Annotated in this window: 14 protein-coding genes; 4 read left to right on the plus strand and 10 right to left on the minus strand. The window is 39.8% G+C overall.

What is annotated here, in order from left to right; translation table 11 throughout:
* Positions 1-14: 14 nt before the first annotated feature.
* Together J8L70_RS12415 and J8L70_RS12420 are read right to left on the minus strand one after the other, a co-directional pair.
* Positions 15-1,853 (minus strand): monovalent cation:proton antiporter-2 (CPA2) family protein, encoded by a 1,839-nt coding sequence (locus J8L70_RS12415; RefSeq protein ID WP_211055911.1) that lies wholly within the window; start codon positions 1,851-1,853, stop codon positions 15-17.
* 68 nt (positions 1,854-1,921) lie between these two features.
* On the minus strand, positions 1,922-2,809 hold the full coding sequence (locus J8L70_RS12420) for a hypothetical protein (RefSeq protein ID WP_211055912.1): 888 nt from the start codon (positions 2,807-2,809) through the stop codon (positions 1,922-1,924).
* A 209-nt stretch (positions 2,810-3,018) separates the two neighbouring features.
* Here J8L70_RS12420 and J8L70_RS12425 point away from each other — a divergent pair, with 209 nt between their 5' ends.
* On the plus strand, positions 3,019-3,900 hold the full coding sequence (locus J8L70_RS12425) for an SMP-30/gluconolactonase/LRE family protein (protein WP_211055913.1): 882 nt from the start codon (positions 3,019-3,021) through the stop codon (positions 3,898-3,900).
* A 32-nt stretch (positions 3,901-3,932) separates the two neighbouring features.
* Here J8L70_RS12425 and J8L70_RS12430 read toward each other — a convergent pair whose 3' ends face one another.
* The 6 genes from J8L70_RS12430 to J8L70_RS12455 all read right to left on the minus strand — a co-directional run bounded on the left by J8L70_RS12430 (position 3,933) and on the right by J8L70_RS12455 (position 9,916).
* Positions 3,933-6,467, minus strand: coding sequence for a TonB-dependent receptor (locus J8L70_RS12430; protein WP_211055914.1), 2,535 nt, complete (start codon positions 6,465-6,467; stop codon positions 3,933-3,935).
* A 291-nt stretch (positions 6,468-6,758) separates the two neighbouring features.
* Positions 6,759-7,604 carry a DUF4198 domain-containing protein gene (locus J8L70_RS12435; RefSeq protein WP_211055915.1) on the minus strand — a complete coding sequence of 282 codons (846 nt, stop codon included), beginning with the start codon at positions 7,602-7,604 and terminating at the stop codon, positions 6,759-6,761.
* A gap of 42 nt (positions 7,605-7,646) precedes the next feature.
* Entirely contained in the window at positions 7,647-8,156 is a 510-nt protein-coding gene (locus J8L70_RS12440; RefSeq protein ID WP_211055916.1) for a DUF2271 domain-containing protein, read from the minus strand.
* Positions 8,156-8,788 carry a PepSY-associated TM helix domain-containing protein gene (locus J8L70_RS12445; protein ID WP_211055917.1) on the minus strand — a complete coding sequence of 211 codons (633 nt, stop codon included), beginning with the start codon at positions 8,786-8,788 and terminating at the stop codon, positions 8,156-8,158. Before J8L70_RS12445 ends, J8L70_RS12440 begins: the two co-directional genes overlap by 1 nt.
* A 122-nt stretch (positions 8,789-8,910) precedes the next feature.
* A complete protein-coding gene (locus tag J8L70_RS12450) occupies positions 8,911-9,306 on the minus strand; it encodes a YbaN family protein (protein ID WP_211055918.1) in 396 nt (131 codons plus the stop codon).
* A gap of 127 nt (positions 9,307-9,433) precedes the next feature.
* Complete coding sequence (locus J8L70_RS12455; protein ID WP_211055919.1) at positions 9,434-9,916, minus strand: MarR family transcriptional regulator; 483 nt, start codon at positions 9,914-9,916, stop codon at positions 9,434-9,436.
* Between the two features lie 176 nt (positions 9,917-10,092).
* Between J8L70_RS12455 and J8L70_RS12460 the strand changes: the two genes are divergently transcribed.
* Genes J8L70_RS12460 through J8L70_RS12470 form a run of 3 tightly spaced genes read left to right on the plus strand, consistent with a single transcriptional unit; the run spans position 10,093 to position 13,039 of the window.
* Entirely contained in the window at positions 10,093-10,947 is an 855-nt protein-coding gene (locus tag J8L70_RS12460) for a D-hexose-6-phosphate mutarotase (protein WP_211055920.1), read from the plus strand.
* An 18-nt stretch (positions 10,948-10,965) separates the two neighbouring features.
* Positions 10,966-11,496: a PH domain-containing protein gene (locus J8L70_RS12465; RefSeq protein WP_211055921.1), complete on the plus strand. Its 531-nt coding sequence runs from the start codon at positions 10,966-10,968 to the stop codon at positions 11,494-11,496.
* On the plus strand, positions 11,489-13,039 hold the full coding sequence (locus J8L70_RS12470; RefSeq protein WP_211055922.1) for a PH domain-containing protein: 1,551 nt from the start codon (positions 11,489-11,491) through the stop codon (positions 13,037-13,039). The genes J8L70_RS12465 and J8L70_RS12470 overlap by 8 nt, the downstream gene beginning before the upstream one ends.
* Before the next feature lie 8 nt (positions 13,040-13,047).
* Here J8L70_RS12470 and J8L70_RS12475 read toward each other — a convergent pair whose 3' ends face one another.
* Together J8L70_RS12475 and J8L70_RS12480 are read right to left on the minus strand one after the other, a co-directional pair.
* Positions 13,048-14,211, minus strand: a complete 1,164-nt coding sequence (locus J8L70_RS12475; RefSeq protein ID WP_211055923.1) for a hypothetical protein — start codon at positions 14,209-14,211, stop codon at positions 13,048-13,050.
* 55 nt (positions 14,212-14,266) lie between these two features.
* Positions 14,267-15,388 carry a PepSY-associated TM helix domain-containing protein gene (locus J8L70_RS12480; protein ID WP_211055924.1) on the minus strand — a complete coding sequence of 374 codons (1,122 nt, stop codon included), beginning with the start codon at positions 15,386-15,388 and terminating at the stop codon, positions 14,267-14,269.
* Positions 15,389-15,482: the final 94 nt, after the last annotated feature.

Raw genomic sequence — 15,482 nt, forward strand, 5'->3', positions numbered from 1 at the left:
TTATAAAGAGGCTGTTAATCCTCATCACATTGATTTTGAACACAAGTATTAAGCTGCTTTTGCGCCTGCTTATCTTGTTGCAGTACTTGTTTTAAATCTTCCATACGTTGGCGCACGGCTATGCCATAGCTGGCGTCGTCACCCCATAGTTCGGCCAGTTGCACTACGGCAGCGCGATCGTGGTCTCTAAATAGTTTACCTGCGCGCTCGGCATCTTGTTTATTGTTACCTAGTAACTCAAGAGCTTCTACTGCGAGGTTTATCGCTGAATCGACGGTTTCACGGTTAAAGGCATCTACCTTTAAATTAAGCATTTGATACGCATGACGCCGATCGATAGAGCGAGCAACAATTTTAAGCTGCGGATAGTTTTTACGGGCAAGCTTAATTATTTCTATCGTTTTATCTGGATTGTCTATAGCGACAACTAACATTTGTGCCGTGTGCGCGCCTGCTGCTTCAAGGAGTTCTTGGCGGGCTGCATCACCATAAAATACAGTGCTGCCAAAGCGGCGTAGTAACTCTATTTGGCTTGGGCTGTGATCAAGTACTGTAATATCGTAGCCTTGGGCATGTAATAAACGTCCCATAATCTGCCCAAAGCGCCCGTAACCGGCAATGATTACGTGTTTAGCAGTGCTAATTTGCTCCGGTTTATCAAACTCAGGTTTGGTGCGACTACTGCGCTTTTGTAGTTGCTCGTAAGCCATGAGTAACAGCGGGGCAATTAGCATTGAAACTGCGACGACTAAGGTCACTAAACTGGTTTGATCTGGCGTTAAAATACTTAATGTTGAGGTTACACTTAATAGTACAAAAGCAAATTCACCGCCCTGTGCCAATGCTAATGCAAATAGCAGGCGTTGTTTTTTGCTTATATTAAAGATCACCGCGAGGGCAAATAAAATACAAGCCTTAATGAGTATGAGTAAAGCAACTAGCGCAATGACGCTCGTAAACTCGTTTGTTAATAGCTGAAAATTAATTGAGGCGCCTACGGTGATAAAAAACAGCCCTAAAAGTAGGCCTTTAAAGGGTTCAATATCGGCTTCTAACTCGTGTCTAAATTCGCTTTCGGCAAGAACAACACCGGCTAAAAAAGTACCTAATGCTGGCGATAAGCCAATACTTTGCATAACCAGCGCTATGGCAACCACTAAAAACAGTGCAAAAATAGTAAATATTTCGCGCATATGGGTTTTTGCAATGTATCTAAACAGAGGGGCTGATACATATTTACCCGCGGCAATAATTACAGCGATCACGCCAACCGATACGCCCACTTGCTGCCAAACAGGCCAGCTTGCAATAATGGAGTCACTAATACCTTTTGAACTACTTTGCGGTGCAAAAGCAAGAAGTGGCAGCAGCGCCAAAATAGGAATAATGGCAATATCTTGAAATAGTAAAACCGAAAATGCATTTTGTCCGGCTTCTTGTTTAAGCCAGCCTTTTTCTTCAAGGCTTTGTAGCACAATAGCGGTAGATGAAAGCGCTAGCATTAAACCAATGGCCAGTGCGGTTTGCCAATGCATGGTAAAAAACCAATAACAACATGCAAAAATAGCTGCGCCGGTGAGTATCACTTGCAAGCCACCGAGCCCTAAAATTGAATGACGAAGCGTCCATAAACGTGAAGGCTGTAATTCCAAACCGACCAAAAACAGCATCATCACGACACCAAATTCAGCAAAGTGCATGACATCAGTTTGATCGCCAACCACACCCAAAACATACGGGCCAATGAGGATGCCTGCAATTAAATAACCAAGCACTGAGCCAAGCCCAGCTCGCTTGGCGATAGGTACTGCTACAATGGCTGCTGCTAAGTATATTAAAGCGATTTCTAACACGCGTACATCCTAAAAAGCTTTAGCATGGCTTAGCTGCTTTAAAAATACAATGGGTTATTTTACGATAATTAATCGTCTACTTTTACTCTGCCGCTAATATTATCAATGCTTACATCGCCTGCGCCTGATTCAGTGATGATGAGCTCTTTAGCGCCATTAACACGAATATCGCCCGAACCATCTTCAATGGTGACGGTTGAGCTAATATGCTCAATAAGCAGACTGCCTGAGTTATCATCGACAGTTACAGCGCCTGTTATATGGCTTATCGTTATTTCACCAGAGCCATCTTCAACATCAAGTGTGCCACTTACATTGCGCACATCCATGTCGCCCGATCCATCTTCAATAACCGTATTGCCGGTCACATTACTAATATAAAGACTGCCAGATCCGTCGGTTATTTCTAAATTGGCCATAATATTTTCAAGAGAAATATCGCCAGAGCCATCATCAATCGTCAGGTTTTTAGCACTGTCGATCGTTAAACTACCCGAGCCATCTTCTATGTTTATATCGTTTTGCATGGCGGTGATGATTACATCGCCAGAGCCATCGTTAATATCAAGCTTTAAGTGACGGGGTAGCGTTACAATCACATCAATATGTGGCGATTGACCACTATAAATACGCATACCAGTTTGGTTTTTATTTTGGGCAACCAGCTTTGCTTGGTTATTGTGTTGCTCAAGCGTTAGCTCGTATTCATCGTCAATATCGGCGGTATAAATAGTGGCATCTATATCAATGCTGGTGGCCGTATTTGAGCCTTTTATTTCAAGTGAGCCAGCGCCCGCTAATACATTTAAATAGGCTATGTTTTGGCTTGGTAAAGACAGCTGTTTGGTTTGCTTTACTGAGGCAACACTTGGCGATATATGAAATACACAGCCCCCTAGTAAAAGTGCGCCGCCAATTAGTGAAATTGTTTTTGTAAATGAGGTAAACGTGTTCATAGGATAATCCTTATTATTAAATTGCTTTAAATTGAGTTATATCAATAGTAAGCAAAAACAAGCCCAAACCTATCTTATTGTTATAAAAGGATTTTGTTTTTTAAGCATGTACATAAAAACAAATAAATAGTCAAAAAAACCATTATTAAGTCTTTTAATGCAGCACCGAATAGGCAATGATGGCAAGACTTAAAAGACAGAGTCGCCATATGCATATTCAATCTGATGACATTACACATACCATCTCAAGTTGCTGTTTATTAGGTGAGGGCGCTTATTATTGGCAAGTAAAAAATAGCTTGTTGTGGGTAGATATTTTAGGGAAGGCGCTTTTTTGTTATAGCCTAGAAAACAACAAGACATCGCGTTATGACATGGTAGAGCCGATTTGTTGGGTAATGGAAACCACAAAAGGTCAGCTTATTGCAGGGTTCGAAAAAGCAATATACCAACTTGATACAAACACATTTGAGCGAACGTTATTATTTTCGTTATTAAATGAGCCCCCTGAAAATAGATTAAATGATGCTAAAACAGATCGAAATGGCTTTGCTTACTTTGGCACTATGGATAAAGCGGAGAAAAAACAGCAAGGTGCGTTATATCGTTTTGGGCATGGACAAGCGCCTACAAAAGTAGACGATAACTATATGATTAGTAATGGTCCGGCTGTTAGTCGGTGTGGCAAGTGGTTGTACTCAACGGATTCAGCACAGCGTACAGTATATCGTTTTTCTGTTGATCAGTTGGGGCAGTTAACCAATAAACATATATTTATTACCTTTAGCGAGGACATGGGATTTCCTGATGGAATGACCGTGGATGAGGAGGATTGTTTATGGATTGCTGCATGGGGAGGATTTGGGGTCTATCGTTTTTCAGCCGCAGGAGAAAAACTACAACACATTGCTGTACCTGTTCCTCAGGTCACCTGTGTGGCATTTATAGGTAAATGGCGTGAGCAACTTGCAATCACCACCGCGCGAGTGGGATTAAGTAAAAAACAACAACAAAAATACCCTCAAAGTGGCAATGTCTTTATTATCAAACCGGGAGTGCGAGGGCTGTGTGAGACACCTGTCGAGATTTAAAAAAGGATGCCAAGGCATCCTTTTTTTCAGGCTTAAAAGCTGTAAGTCACATTACCATAAAGGAAGCGACCATCTAGGCTGTAAGGTGTATATGGACTGTATGGGAAGATTTGTCCAAAGGTTGAGTAACCAATATTTCCTACCGTTGCTTCAGGGTACTGATCGAATAGGTTATTCGCCCCTAGAGCAAATTTCCACGATTCATCAGGGCGATAAGCTACTTCGAGATCGGTGATCCATTTAGCATCTAAGTATTCGTCACCCTCAGCTGTAGTTGAAATATCTGCTACTTCACCATAACGTGTAACGCGCAGTGTTGTTTGCCATTGGTTAATATTCCACACCGCCGATAAGTTTAATTTGGTATCGGGAGTTCCTTCTTCAAATCGCCCTATTTCACGACGCGCAAATAACACGTAGTCTTCGCCTAATGAGTTTAGCTCCTCTGGGTTATCTTTAACATGAGTAACTTCAGTATCGTTTACATTAGCTGCTGCATTTAAGCGTAGGTCACCGTAATCCGCTAACGCGATATTGTAGGTAAGTACAACATCAACCCCTTGGGTGCGCGAGTCTATAGCGTTGGTAAAATAACGAACACTGTCGGTATTAACCTCACCTGCGCTCGCTAAAATTTGTGCGACTGCATCACCTGATAATGTTTCAGACAATACGATACGGTCATCAATATCAATACGGTATGCATCAACCGTTAGGCTAAAGTTCCCTTGAGTATAAATAAAGCCTGCGGTTAAATTTACCGACTCTTCTGCTTCAAGCTCTGTTGCACCTAAAGCTTGTGCTGCTGATGCGTTAACAGGAAATAAACCGACTTCAAAAGGTTGATTGTTTTCAAGTACGGTAGATATTTGGCGGTACGAACTTTGTGCTAGTGATGGCGCACGAAAGCCTGTGCTAACAGCTCCACGAAATGAAAGGTGATCATTAATGCTATAACGAGTTGCTAGTTTTGAGGTCAAGGTATCGCCAAAATCGCTATAGTCTTCATAACGTCCTGCGAGGACTACATTTAACTTTTCTGTTAAATAGGTGTCTAATTCAACAAATACAGCAATATTATGGCGGCTTTCATCGGTAACACTTTGTGGGCCAAACCCAGATAATACTTGTGCACCACCGGCTGCAATAGCATTACCTTGCTCATCTAGCGCAGTAATATAAGAAGCTTCTTCACCTTGCTCTATGGTGTAGTTTTCTTTGCGATACTCAGTACCTAAATTAAAAAACACCTCATCAGGTAAGCCTAAATCGAGTACCGTGCTTGCTGTGCCATTAACAATAAACTGCTCGTAAACAAGCGCACCGTTATCAAATTCGGTAGGGCTATTTACTCCTAGCGAAGTGTTTAAGCTGTTAACAACACCAAAAGAAAAGTCGTTACGGCCGTAGTTGGTACTTACATCCCAACTCCAATCACCTGTTTCGCCTTGTACGCCCAATGCTAAAGAGTAATCTTCAACATCAGACACTATTTGTGGTAAAAAACCATCGGGGTATATTTCTATCACATTGCGGTCATCGTTTGCACGACGATAAAATCCGCCTGAGTTACCTTCACGATTTGAGTAACTACCAAAAGAATATAAGTTTAAAGCATTTTCAAATTCGTAACCCATATTGTAAAACAGGGCATAATCTTCTAATTCGGCTTTACCAAAACGATGGTTATAACGGTCGATAGTAAATTCACGCGGGTCTAGGCTGCCATCTTCAAGGCGGTCGTATTGCTCGCGTGGGTCAAAGCCTGAGCGTTGAGTTGAGTCGTTATCGCGATATTCAATAGAGACATTTACAAAACCATTATCGGCAAGCGCAAAGCCTGAATTTGCACTAATCGTACGGGTAGCGCCGTCATTCACTTTTCGGTCTTCGCCTGTCGTAAATGCAAGGTCGCCATTTGCGTCGGCGTAAGTGCTTTCTAGGTTAGGTACACCGGCCATTTGGGTGTCGTATTCACCGTAGGTTACGCTTACGCTGCCGCCTTCGGTGGCATCTTTAAGTACAATGTTAATTACCCCTGCAATTGCATCAGAGCCGTATTGCGCTGCAGCGCCATCGCGTAGTACTTCAACACGTTTAATAGCCGATGTAGGAATCATATTTAAATCAACCGCAGTTGAACCACGTCCCACTGTACCGCCAAGGTTTAATAGAGCCCCTGAGTGGCGACGTTTACCATTAACAAGAACTAAGGTGTGATCGGGCGCTAAGCCTCTTAATACAGCAGGGCGAGCATGGTCGGTACCATCGGCAAGTGTCGCGCTAGGGTAATTAAAGCTAGGGATTTGATTGGCCAGTACTTGGCTTATTTCTAATTGTCCTGTGCTAGCCATATCGCTATTGGTAATAATATCAACGGGTACGGTACTTTCAGCTACACTTCGTAAACTACGGCGAGTACCCGTGACAGAAATGACTTCAATGCTTTCCTGTGCTTGGCTTTGAGATTGCTCTGCGGCGAATGTGTTACTAGATACTGAGCCTAATATTGTTGTAATTGCCACAGTGAGGGCTAACTTTTTAGCCGATAAACCGTTATGTGTCATTAATTGATTCTCTTACTGCTAGATGATTTTAAAAAAGAGCGCATGATATAGAACTCTCTACAGCACCGCAAAGATAAAAATAAACTAACTTATTCAAAGTTGTATGTAGTTAGGCTCAGTGTTTACGCATGTTAATGCTATTTCGATCAAAAATTCACAACATGGTATCGAATGTCTGCAAGGTGAGCTAAATATGAGGAACTTGGTTTTTATAGCTTAGATAATAAAAGTGGGTATGAGTGATAAAAAAGGCCAAACAGGTGTTTGGCCTATGGGCTTTATAAGCGCTAATTATTCAGGTGCAACTTCGAGTGTTGTGAATAATGCATAGCGGCCAGCATCAACACCGGCTTCATCAACTTTAACTTTGTTTGACGTTTCAATAAGGTATAAGCCAGGTTCTTGCCATGTGGTGCTAAAAAAGCCATTTTCATCAGTAGTTACTTTTACTTCACCACGTTCATTACGGTAGCGGGTATCGCCTTTTAAAATCATGACTTCAATGCCTTTGCCTGCAGGCTTGCCATCTTGTAACAGCTGAAATTTAGCGCTTTCGCCTACAAATAAATCATTTGGGTGTGTAGGACCTGCCAACTCTAAGCCAGAACCTAGCTGTGCTGGTTTAGATGTACCGTTGCGGCTAACAAATGTATCAACCGTTGAAATCATTTTAGTTGTTTGTATTTCTTTTGCATCTTTAGGTAAATTCACATCTGCTTTTTTACCAAAAACGCGCTTACGTTTACCTTCCGCATTTTTGTAAAACGTCATGTAAAGAGGGGTTTGTGTCATGGCTATATGATAAGTGCCTTGCGCTTTTAGGCTAACTGCTGCAGAGCTTTTACGTTGTAAGTAATAGGCACGAATAGTCTCTGAAACAGGCTCGCCATTTGGCGCTAATGCCATGATTAATGAATCATCGTACGCAGCCCCTTTTTGCTTTGGTTTAAAGGCTTTGTCGGGGGCAAAAATTTCGTTTGATACGCTAGCATCAATCATGACGTAATGCGCTTTATCACCCGATAATGAGGTATGTGAAGGTAGTAACCAGCGGCTATGAGCACTTGCCGATGTTGATACCAGTGCAGATAAGCTAAGTGCACCAATTAATGCGGTTTTTAATAATGTTGTTTTCATTTTGAATCCTTAAATTTTAAATATCGATGATATTGGTGTCATTTACAGTGCGTTGATTGTTACAAAGCTTTGCGAAAACTCTTTTTTACCTGCAATCGTCACTTTACCCGATTGTGTTAAATCAAGTTCTACTCGTGAGTAATCGCGGCCACCTTCTTCACGTACAACTTCAATATTAAGTAAGTATTTTCCAGGCTTAACTGCATTGCCGTTTAGATCTTTTCCATCCCAGTTAATGGTGTAGCTGCCTGCGCGCTTGGTCGCGCCACTTACGCCATCAAAGTTAATGGCTTTCTTACCTGCTTTGCGCCACCATTGACGTAAGTCTTTAAACCATTCTGCTTTTTGTACCCATAAAGTAATTGTTGTTACATGTTTACGTTTTGGTGTTTCAAGCCAAACAGCAACATATGGGCGATGGTAAGGCTGTACATCAAGGTTGGGTAACGTGAGTTCTATTTCGAGTGGGCTGGTATTTGCGTGCGCACTACTTTGAAATAATAACGTCATGATTAATAAAATAGCGCTGATTAAGCGTGTTGAGTTTAACATTAAGACACTCCTTTAATTTGCGGTACCCAACATAAATAAATAACCAAAGGAGTAACAACTCCCAGCAAGGTTAAACCTATTCCTGTTAAGCGTTTTTTTCTGTTTTGAAATAATATGATCATCCCAGTAAGCGAAAATATAATTATGAATACTGCCGATATATCTATCACCCAGCTCCACACTTCACCGGTATAACGACCTTTATGTAAGTCGCCCATAATGCTTAAAATCCCTCCAGTTTGATACTCGACAAGCAGTTCGCCTGCGTTAAAGTCAAACTCAATATAGGCATAGCCTGCAGGTAACGGATAATCGAGCATTACCAGGCTATCTTCTTTTTCCCATTCAATGCTTTTAGGATTAGATAGCGAATATTGCTGTGTTATAAAGGCTTCTATCTCGGGGTAGAGGGTAGGCAGAGTGTCGCGTTGCTTATTTGCTTTAATAAGTAATGAGTTTGGGATCGCAAGCGTGTTATCGGCATTGTTTTTATCGTTTTTTAACCAATCAACATGATTAAGCACAATTCCGCTAATACAAAATAAGATCAGTAAAAAAAAGAGAGCTGTAGAAATATAAATATGTAAAGCGCGGCTTATACTATAAATCGCTCGCTTGTTAAAAAACGCCATAAAGTTAATTTTAATTTATTTTAAAACCATACCGATATGATAATCATTTTCATTAAGAATTACAAATAAACTAATTAACTTACTTACTAAACTTTACTTTTACTTGGTGTTAACAATGAGGGTTAAGATGTGGGAATGATACTAGGACGTAATATTAAATAGATTAATACCGTTATCTCTATTAACGCTACACACCCGATCACCCATATTGGAGCGCTACTGTAGAGTAAAAAAATAAACCCAATTAACATACCAATAGCAGCGTATACCTTGGCTTTTATAGGGACAATACGATATTTTTGCCAATGCTGTAATGGACTACCATATCGCGGGTGGGTTAGTAGCCAGTGAGCTAATGCAGGAGATGAGCGAGTAAAACACGCTAACGCTAAAATAAAAAAGATAGTTGTAGGCATGACAGGTAAAAATATACCGATAATGCCAAGTGCAACCAATAATAACCCAAGCATTTTAAGGCTGATGTTTTTATAGCGGACCAAGGTTTGTTTTATTTTCATAAACAGTAAATTATTTTGGCAAAATGAAATTTAACTAATATTCATTAGGTAAATAAAAGGCCGTTAAGGTAATAATAATTTAGCTGATAAGCACAGTGTAGTAAACGGTGCTTAAAGCTAAATACTGTTATTCTTTTGTGGCTTGTGTAAGTGCGCCAACTTCTAATAATGGCGATGCATCAATTTTATCGGCATCCATCATTGCAGCAACACGTTGCATTGAGGAAAGCAGTAAGCTTTGTTCCCATTCTTCTAAGGCAGAAAAATTTTCAATAAAATGCTCTTGTAGTGGCTGCGGCGCTTTATTTAAAAGTGCTTGGCCTTGTTCTGTTAAATGAAGGCTAACACGACGTTTATCAGTGAGGCTTCGTATGCGTGTCACCAGCCCTCTGCTTTCAATTCGGTCTAAAATATTGGTGACTGTTGCTGGGCTTAAATTAACATTTTGTGCAATACGACTCGCTGTAATACCGTCGGTCTTAAACACTTCCTGCATAATTAACAATTGTGGACCTGTTAACCCCGAAGTTTTATTGAGTTGTTTCGAGTGTAAATCAATCGCACGTATCACTTTGCGTAAAGAAACCAATAATTCGTCATATTTTTGCATTAGTGTATCTCATATAAGGGCAAAGTTAGCGGCATAATCCAGAAATGTTACACATCTAATAAATTGAATTCAAATAATATGCGTTAAAAGTGGGCTAATTTATAGTTGTAATGTACGAAGCGTGTTTATATCGTTATTATAAATAAGTTAAAAATGTTTAAAAAATAGGAAATTCAATGAAATTATCACCCGCTGTTAGCATTGAGCGCTTAGCCAGTGGCCTAGAATATATTAATGTTGAAAGCGACTTATGTAGCGCTAAAATATTTTTACAAGGTGCACATATTAGTGAGTTTATACCTAAAGGCAACAAGCCCTTGTTATGGGTTTCTAGTGATGAAACGTTTGAACAAGGTACAAGCATACGAGGCGGCATTCCGGTATGTTGGCCGTGGTTTGGTAATCATGAAAACAGTGAGTTTCCTGCTCATGGGTTTGCGCGTACGAGCGTATGGCAAGCCGATGAAGTACATGAAAGTAATAACGAAATCAGTGTTAGCTTAAAATTGCCAATGCGACAAGTTGACACGACGCTTTGGCCGCATCAATCAAGCTTAAAAATAGAGTTTGTGTTAAGCAATACACTAACGGTGCATTTAACAACGACTAACTTAAGTGCGCAGGCATTTAGTTACACTCAAGCTCTGCATAGCTACTTTCCCACCTCGGCAATTAGCGATACACAAGTGGAGGGCTTACAGGGCGCACAATTTATTGAGTTTAACGAAGGCCCGTTTAAACAAAACGATGTGGTCACGTTTGCACGCGAAACCGATCAGGTATATACCCATGCTGCACCTGAGCAGCTTATACATACTCCTGAGGGGATTATTAAAGTGGGCCGCGAAAACTCAACGTCATGCGTGCTTTGGAACCCGTGGATTGATAAAGCGCAGCGCTTGTCTCATTTTGCCGATGATGAATATCAGTACATGGTGTGTTTAGAGGCTGCAAATGTACTAAGTGATACCGTTACACTTGAGCCTAAACAAAGCCACACACTTACGACCACCATAAGCTGGTGTAAATAGTTGAATTAAGGATAACCTGTGTTTAGTAACCCTCAATTAATACAATTTCCGCAGCATGAAGCGATTAGATTTAACCCTCTTGCAGATAGAGCTTTGATGCATGTTCAGCTTAATTGGTTAATGTTTTACCTGCCTTTAATTGGGGTGTTAGGTGCTTTTTATTATATAAATAGCGACTTATGGGGTCATTTAAAACCTTATTTGTTAGTGATTACCCCTGTATTAATTATTACATCTTTGTTTTATAACGTATTAAATGTACGTTTGCAGGGGGTGGCAGTGCGTGCCCACGATATAGCCCTTAAAAAAGGGGTTATTTGGCAAAAGGTGACCATTTTACCTTTAGCTCGTGTTCAACATATAGAAATTCATCGAGGGCCATTAGAGCGAAAATTAGGGTTAGCCAGTTTAAAGCTCTATAGTGCAGGTGGAATGAGCGCTGATTTACAACTAACAGGTTTAACACATACTCATTGCAAAGAAATACGACAATTTGTGCAAAATTACGGTATTGACGGTAGTAAAGAGCAAGCGATTAACCATGACTAGCGATATACATACCCATCAAAATTCACAACCGGTTTGGCAAAAAGTATCGCCTTGGGCTTTAGTGTATTTTGTGGTGCATTTTAGTGTGCGCTTTGTTAAAGATGGGCTGTTAAATTTACTTCCCATGCTGGTGGTTTTTGTTACTCAGGTTGAAAATAAACTATTTTGGGGGCAAATCGCTGCGCTTGTTGCTGTGTGTGGATTAGTGCTGTACTCGTTACTTTATTATTTAAACTTTAAATACAGCATTTCTGATGATAACGAAATTTTACTTAATAAAGGAGTGCTTCAAAAAGAGCGCTTAACCCTTAAATTTTCACGAGTACAAAATGTAAATATTGCCACTCCTTTTTATTTTACCCCCGTTAACTTAGTTAATTGTATTTTTGATGCTGCAGGCAGTACCGCACAAGAAGTGGTGTTACCGGGTGTGACTAATGAATATGCACAAGCCATGCGTAAGCAAATATTTACCTACAAAGAAAAGCAACAAATCGCAACAAGCGATATCAGCGATGATACGAACGATGATGATTACGATGAAAAAAGCTTATTAATCAGCAATAAAGAAATTGCTAAATTTGGCTTAATGTCGAATATGGCTATTTTAGCATTTGCTGCTGCCGCTCCTTTTATTAACGCCACTATTAACTTTTTAGAAAAGCAGTTAATAGCTAACCTTGAAGGATTTTATAAGCAAGAGCTTGGACTGATCACAACGGCCGCTGCATTTGCTGTAGCAACGTTGGTCGTAATGCTCTTTTTAATGGCAATATTATTATCGGTAGCTATGGCGTTGGCTCGATTTTATAACTTTGAAGTGTATTTTAAAGACGCTAAGTTTAAACGTATTTCTGGTTTGTTAGAACGCCATCAGCTAACGATGAGCCTAGATAAAGTACAGTCGATAGTCATTAAGCAAAATATTATGTCGCGTTTACTTAAACGCTATACACTGCAATGCTTACAGGCATCAAGTGGTGGGTGGGGGGCTAATGCGGCAAAAAAAAATAAGCAAACCTTAGTATTGCCTGTATTAACAAAGCCACAAGTAAATAGTGTATGCCAATGGGTTTATCCTTGGTTTGATAGTGAAAAGTTGATATTTAAAGGGGCACACCGTGCTTTACTGTATAAAAACTTAGCCTTTTTTGCTGCGCTCCCTAGCGTAGTTATATTTGGCCTATGTATCGCACTTGAGTTGACTACTTTGATAAGCGTAGGGGGCGTTATTGTGCTTTCGGGTTTAGTGACGTTATCGTATCAGGGTTATGGATATTATTTGCATCAAGATCAAGGGCGGCACTATTTAGTGATCAGAAAAGGCATGATTGGCGTTCAGTATCGTGTATTTGAGTTATATAAAGCACAAAGCGCGCACAGTATAAGTACCTATTTTATGCGTAAATCGTCGCTGTCATCGGTGCATATTCAACTCGCATCGGGGTTTGCTTTTATGCCTTATATAAAAACGCCCGATGCAAACTATTTAATTGATTTTACTTTGTATCAGGTTGAATCTGACACCCGAAGTTGGATGTAAAAACTGCACTAATTTATATTGCTTAATGCCAGTAATTTGGCTTGATATATGTTGAGCTTTTGTTTGTCACGCTCTAGTTCAATGGCCTTTGATAGCAGCGATTGGGTACGAGCTGTATGCCCTTGCTGAAAATGAACTTTAGCAAGTTCTAAATATAAATCGGCAATGTATGGCGCTTTTGTAATAGCCAGTTCAAGATTAGACTTAGCACGAATTAATGCACCTTGTTGTCTGGCATTTGCTGCAATAACTAATAACTCATAAGGGTCCTTTTCGTCATTAATTAATGCTCTATTTATTTGCTCAATCAAAGCATGATCGCCCATTTCTTGCGCCAATATACGATAGTTGCTAAGTAAATTAACACTCACGTTATCTTGCTCTAATGCGGTTTGGTAAATGTGTTGTGCACTGGTTTTATCGCCCATTCGACGATGTAATATAGCCGCCATATTAAAGAGTTCAGGGTGATTTGGGGTGTACTTATTCGCTTGTATAATAAACGAGTATGCAAAATCGTATTGCTTTTTTTGTAGTGTATCGCCGGCTAAATTGCTATAAAACATCGAGACTAAATCGTTATATGATGCATTACCTGAATAAAAGCTGCCGCGAGTAGGAAAGTAGTCAATGAGCGTGCCTGAACGAAAAAGCGAAAGAACGCCTTTTTTCTTTTCGGGAGGTGGCGCATATACTTTTGTTCTTAAGTGTTTAGAAACATAGATTAAGTTTCCTTGTTGAGCATATATAGGTGTACTACTTACTTCTTGGAAAGACGTTTCTAATCCAAGCAATTCTGCGTAACTTTGTGTCACTATTGCTAAGCTAATGCAGTTTCCTTTTTCGAGACTCACAGATTCTGTAGCACTGAGTGTTTCACCGTAGTATTTAAAATCAGACAACTGTTCTTCGAGGTAGTTATATATAATCCTATCAGCACGAACAGTGTCAAAATGCTGTTTAGCGTAATTTAAAAAGCGTTTTTTTTGTGCTTTAGATAAAGTAAATATCGCCTCTTCAGAGGGGGTTTTTTGTTGCTGAAATAAACTGTGATTAATAAGTTGATGTAATGATAAAAAGGTTTCTGATTGTTCAGTTTTAGCTGTAGATGTGCTGTTGCAGCCAGATAAAAAAACACTGCTGAGGCACAAAATAATGAAAAGCTTTTTCATATTATAACTCCCTTATAGTGAATTTAAGGTACAAGGGAGTTATTTAAATATCAAGTTATACTGTTTTATTTAAACGATTTCTTTGCGATTGTTTCTTACGTTGGCGACGAGTAAACCACAAGTAAAATCCAGTACCACCTAGCCATACTGGGCTTAAACCAACAATACACCATATTATTTTACTAGCAAGCCCGGCAAAATAACCAAAGTGTAACTTACGAAAGCTATCAATTATTTGCCAACCAGCGCCAACTTCACGAATATCCCAGTTGCTTAAATGTTTACCGGTATTTTTATCGTAAACCACGGTATTAGCGTATTCACTCGCAAACGGATTACTGGTTGTTACCTCGCCAAATAAAGTAATGTTTTCATCTGGGCTTAGTGGCATTAATAAATAAGTACCATTAAATGAGGCAATGTGTTTGCTACTCTCATCGAGAATGTTTTGAAAAGAAACCGTCTCGCTTTGAAGCTTTTCAGTTAAGGTGTAATGCTCTTCTTCAAGGTGTTCAATAACTTCGTGATACCAAACAGCCCAATTAAAATACCCTCCTGTAATCGCTAAAATAATGATAATTGGAGAACCCAGCACGCCCGTCATTTTATGAATATCACTAAGCACTATTTGTAGGGTTGCACGCCAGCGTACGCTAAACAAGCGTCGCCAAAACTTACGGTAAATAATGAGGCCGGTAATACCAAGGGTTAAGAAAAACAACGCAAAAAAGAAGCCTAATACGGTGCCTGTTTGCCCTGGTAATGATTTTAAGTCGTTTAATAAAAACGTGTAATGTAGTTCTAAAAACCAATCGGTAAAGTAATGCGAAGTCCCTACTGGTTCCGATAATACTTCGCCAGTATATTGATTTAAATGAAATTTAAACCAATGTTCTGTGCCGCGTTTAATTAAATAAACTCGGTCGGCGGTATCGTCGTTAAAAATTTCCCAGCTGCCAATTACGTGTTCAGGGTAACGAGATTCTACGGTGTTTATAAGATCATCCATCGACTTTCGCTGAGCGTGTTCGTCAATAACATAGTGGCTATCGGGAAGGAGTAAGCCATCTATTTCACTTTTAAATACCAGTACACTTCCGGTAATACTGATAACTAATAGCGGTAACATGGCACATAAAGCGACCCAGCTGTGAATTTTAAAAAGCGTTTTTCTCATAATCTATTTTATTAAATAACGTATTCGTTAATGGTAACAATTATCAATATTATTTCAATCTAATATAATAAAAGGGAATAAATACTTTGCTGTT

Origin of the sequence: Pseudoalteromonas sp. MMG010 (assembly GCF_018100905.1) — a bacterium.
Classification (GTDB): Bacteria; Pseudomonadota; Gammaproteobacteria; order Enterobacterales; family Alteromonadaceae; genus Pseudoalteromonas.

Coding starts and splice junctions, on each gene's coding strand:
- J8L70_RS12420 (WP_211055912.1), bottom strand. CDS start 2,809: ATGAACACGTTTACCTCATTTACAAAAACAATTTCACTAATTGGCGGC.
- J8L70_RS12425 (WP_211055913.1), top strand. CDS start 3,019: ATGCATATTCAATCTGATGACATTACACATACCATCTCAAGTTGCTGT.
- J8L70_RS12430 (WP_211055914.1), bottom strand. CDS start 6,467: ATGACACATAACGGTTTATCGGCTAAAAAGTTAGCCCTCACTGTGGCA.
- J8L70_RS12435 (WP_211055915.1), bottom strand. CDS start 7,604: ATGAAAACAACATTATTAAAAACCGCATTAATTGGTGCACTTAGCTTA.
- J8L70_RS12440 (WP_211055916.1), bottom strand. CDS start 8,156: ATGTTAAACTCAACACGCTTAATCAGCGCTATTTTATTAATCATGACG.
- J8L70_RS12445 (WP_211055917.1), bottom strand. CDS start 8,788: ATGGCGTTTTTTAACAAGCGAGCGATTTATAGTATAAGCCGCGCTTTA.
- J8L70_RS12450 (WP_211055918.1), bottom strand. CDS start 9,306: ATGAAAATAAAACAAACCTTGGTCCGCTATAAAAACATCAGCCTTAAA.
- J8L70_RS12455 (WP_211055919.1), bottom strand. CDS start 9,916: ATGCAAAAATATGACGAATTATTGGTTTCTTTACGCAAAGTGATACGT.
- J8L70_RS12460 (WP_211055920.1), top strand. CDS start 10,093: ATGAAATTATCACCCGCTGTTAGCATTGAGCGCTTAGCCAGTGGCCTA.
- J8L70_RS12470 (WP_211055922.1), top strand. CDS start 11,489: ATGACTAGCGATATACATACCCATCAAAATTCACAACCGGTTTGGCAA.
- J8L70_RS12475 (WP_211055923.1), bottom strand. CDS start 14,211: ATGAAAAAGCTTTTCATTATTTTGTGCCTCAGCAGTGTTTTTTTATCT.
- J8L70_RS12480 (WP_211055924.1), bottom strand. CDS start 15,388: ATGAGAAAAACGCTTTTTAAAATTCACAGCTGGGTCGCTTTATGTGCC.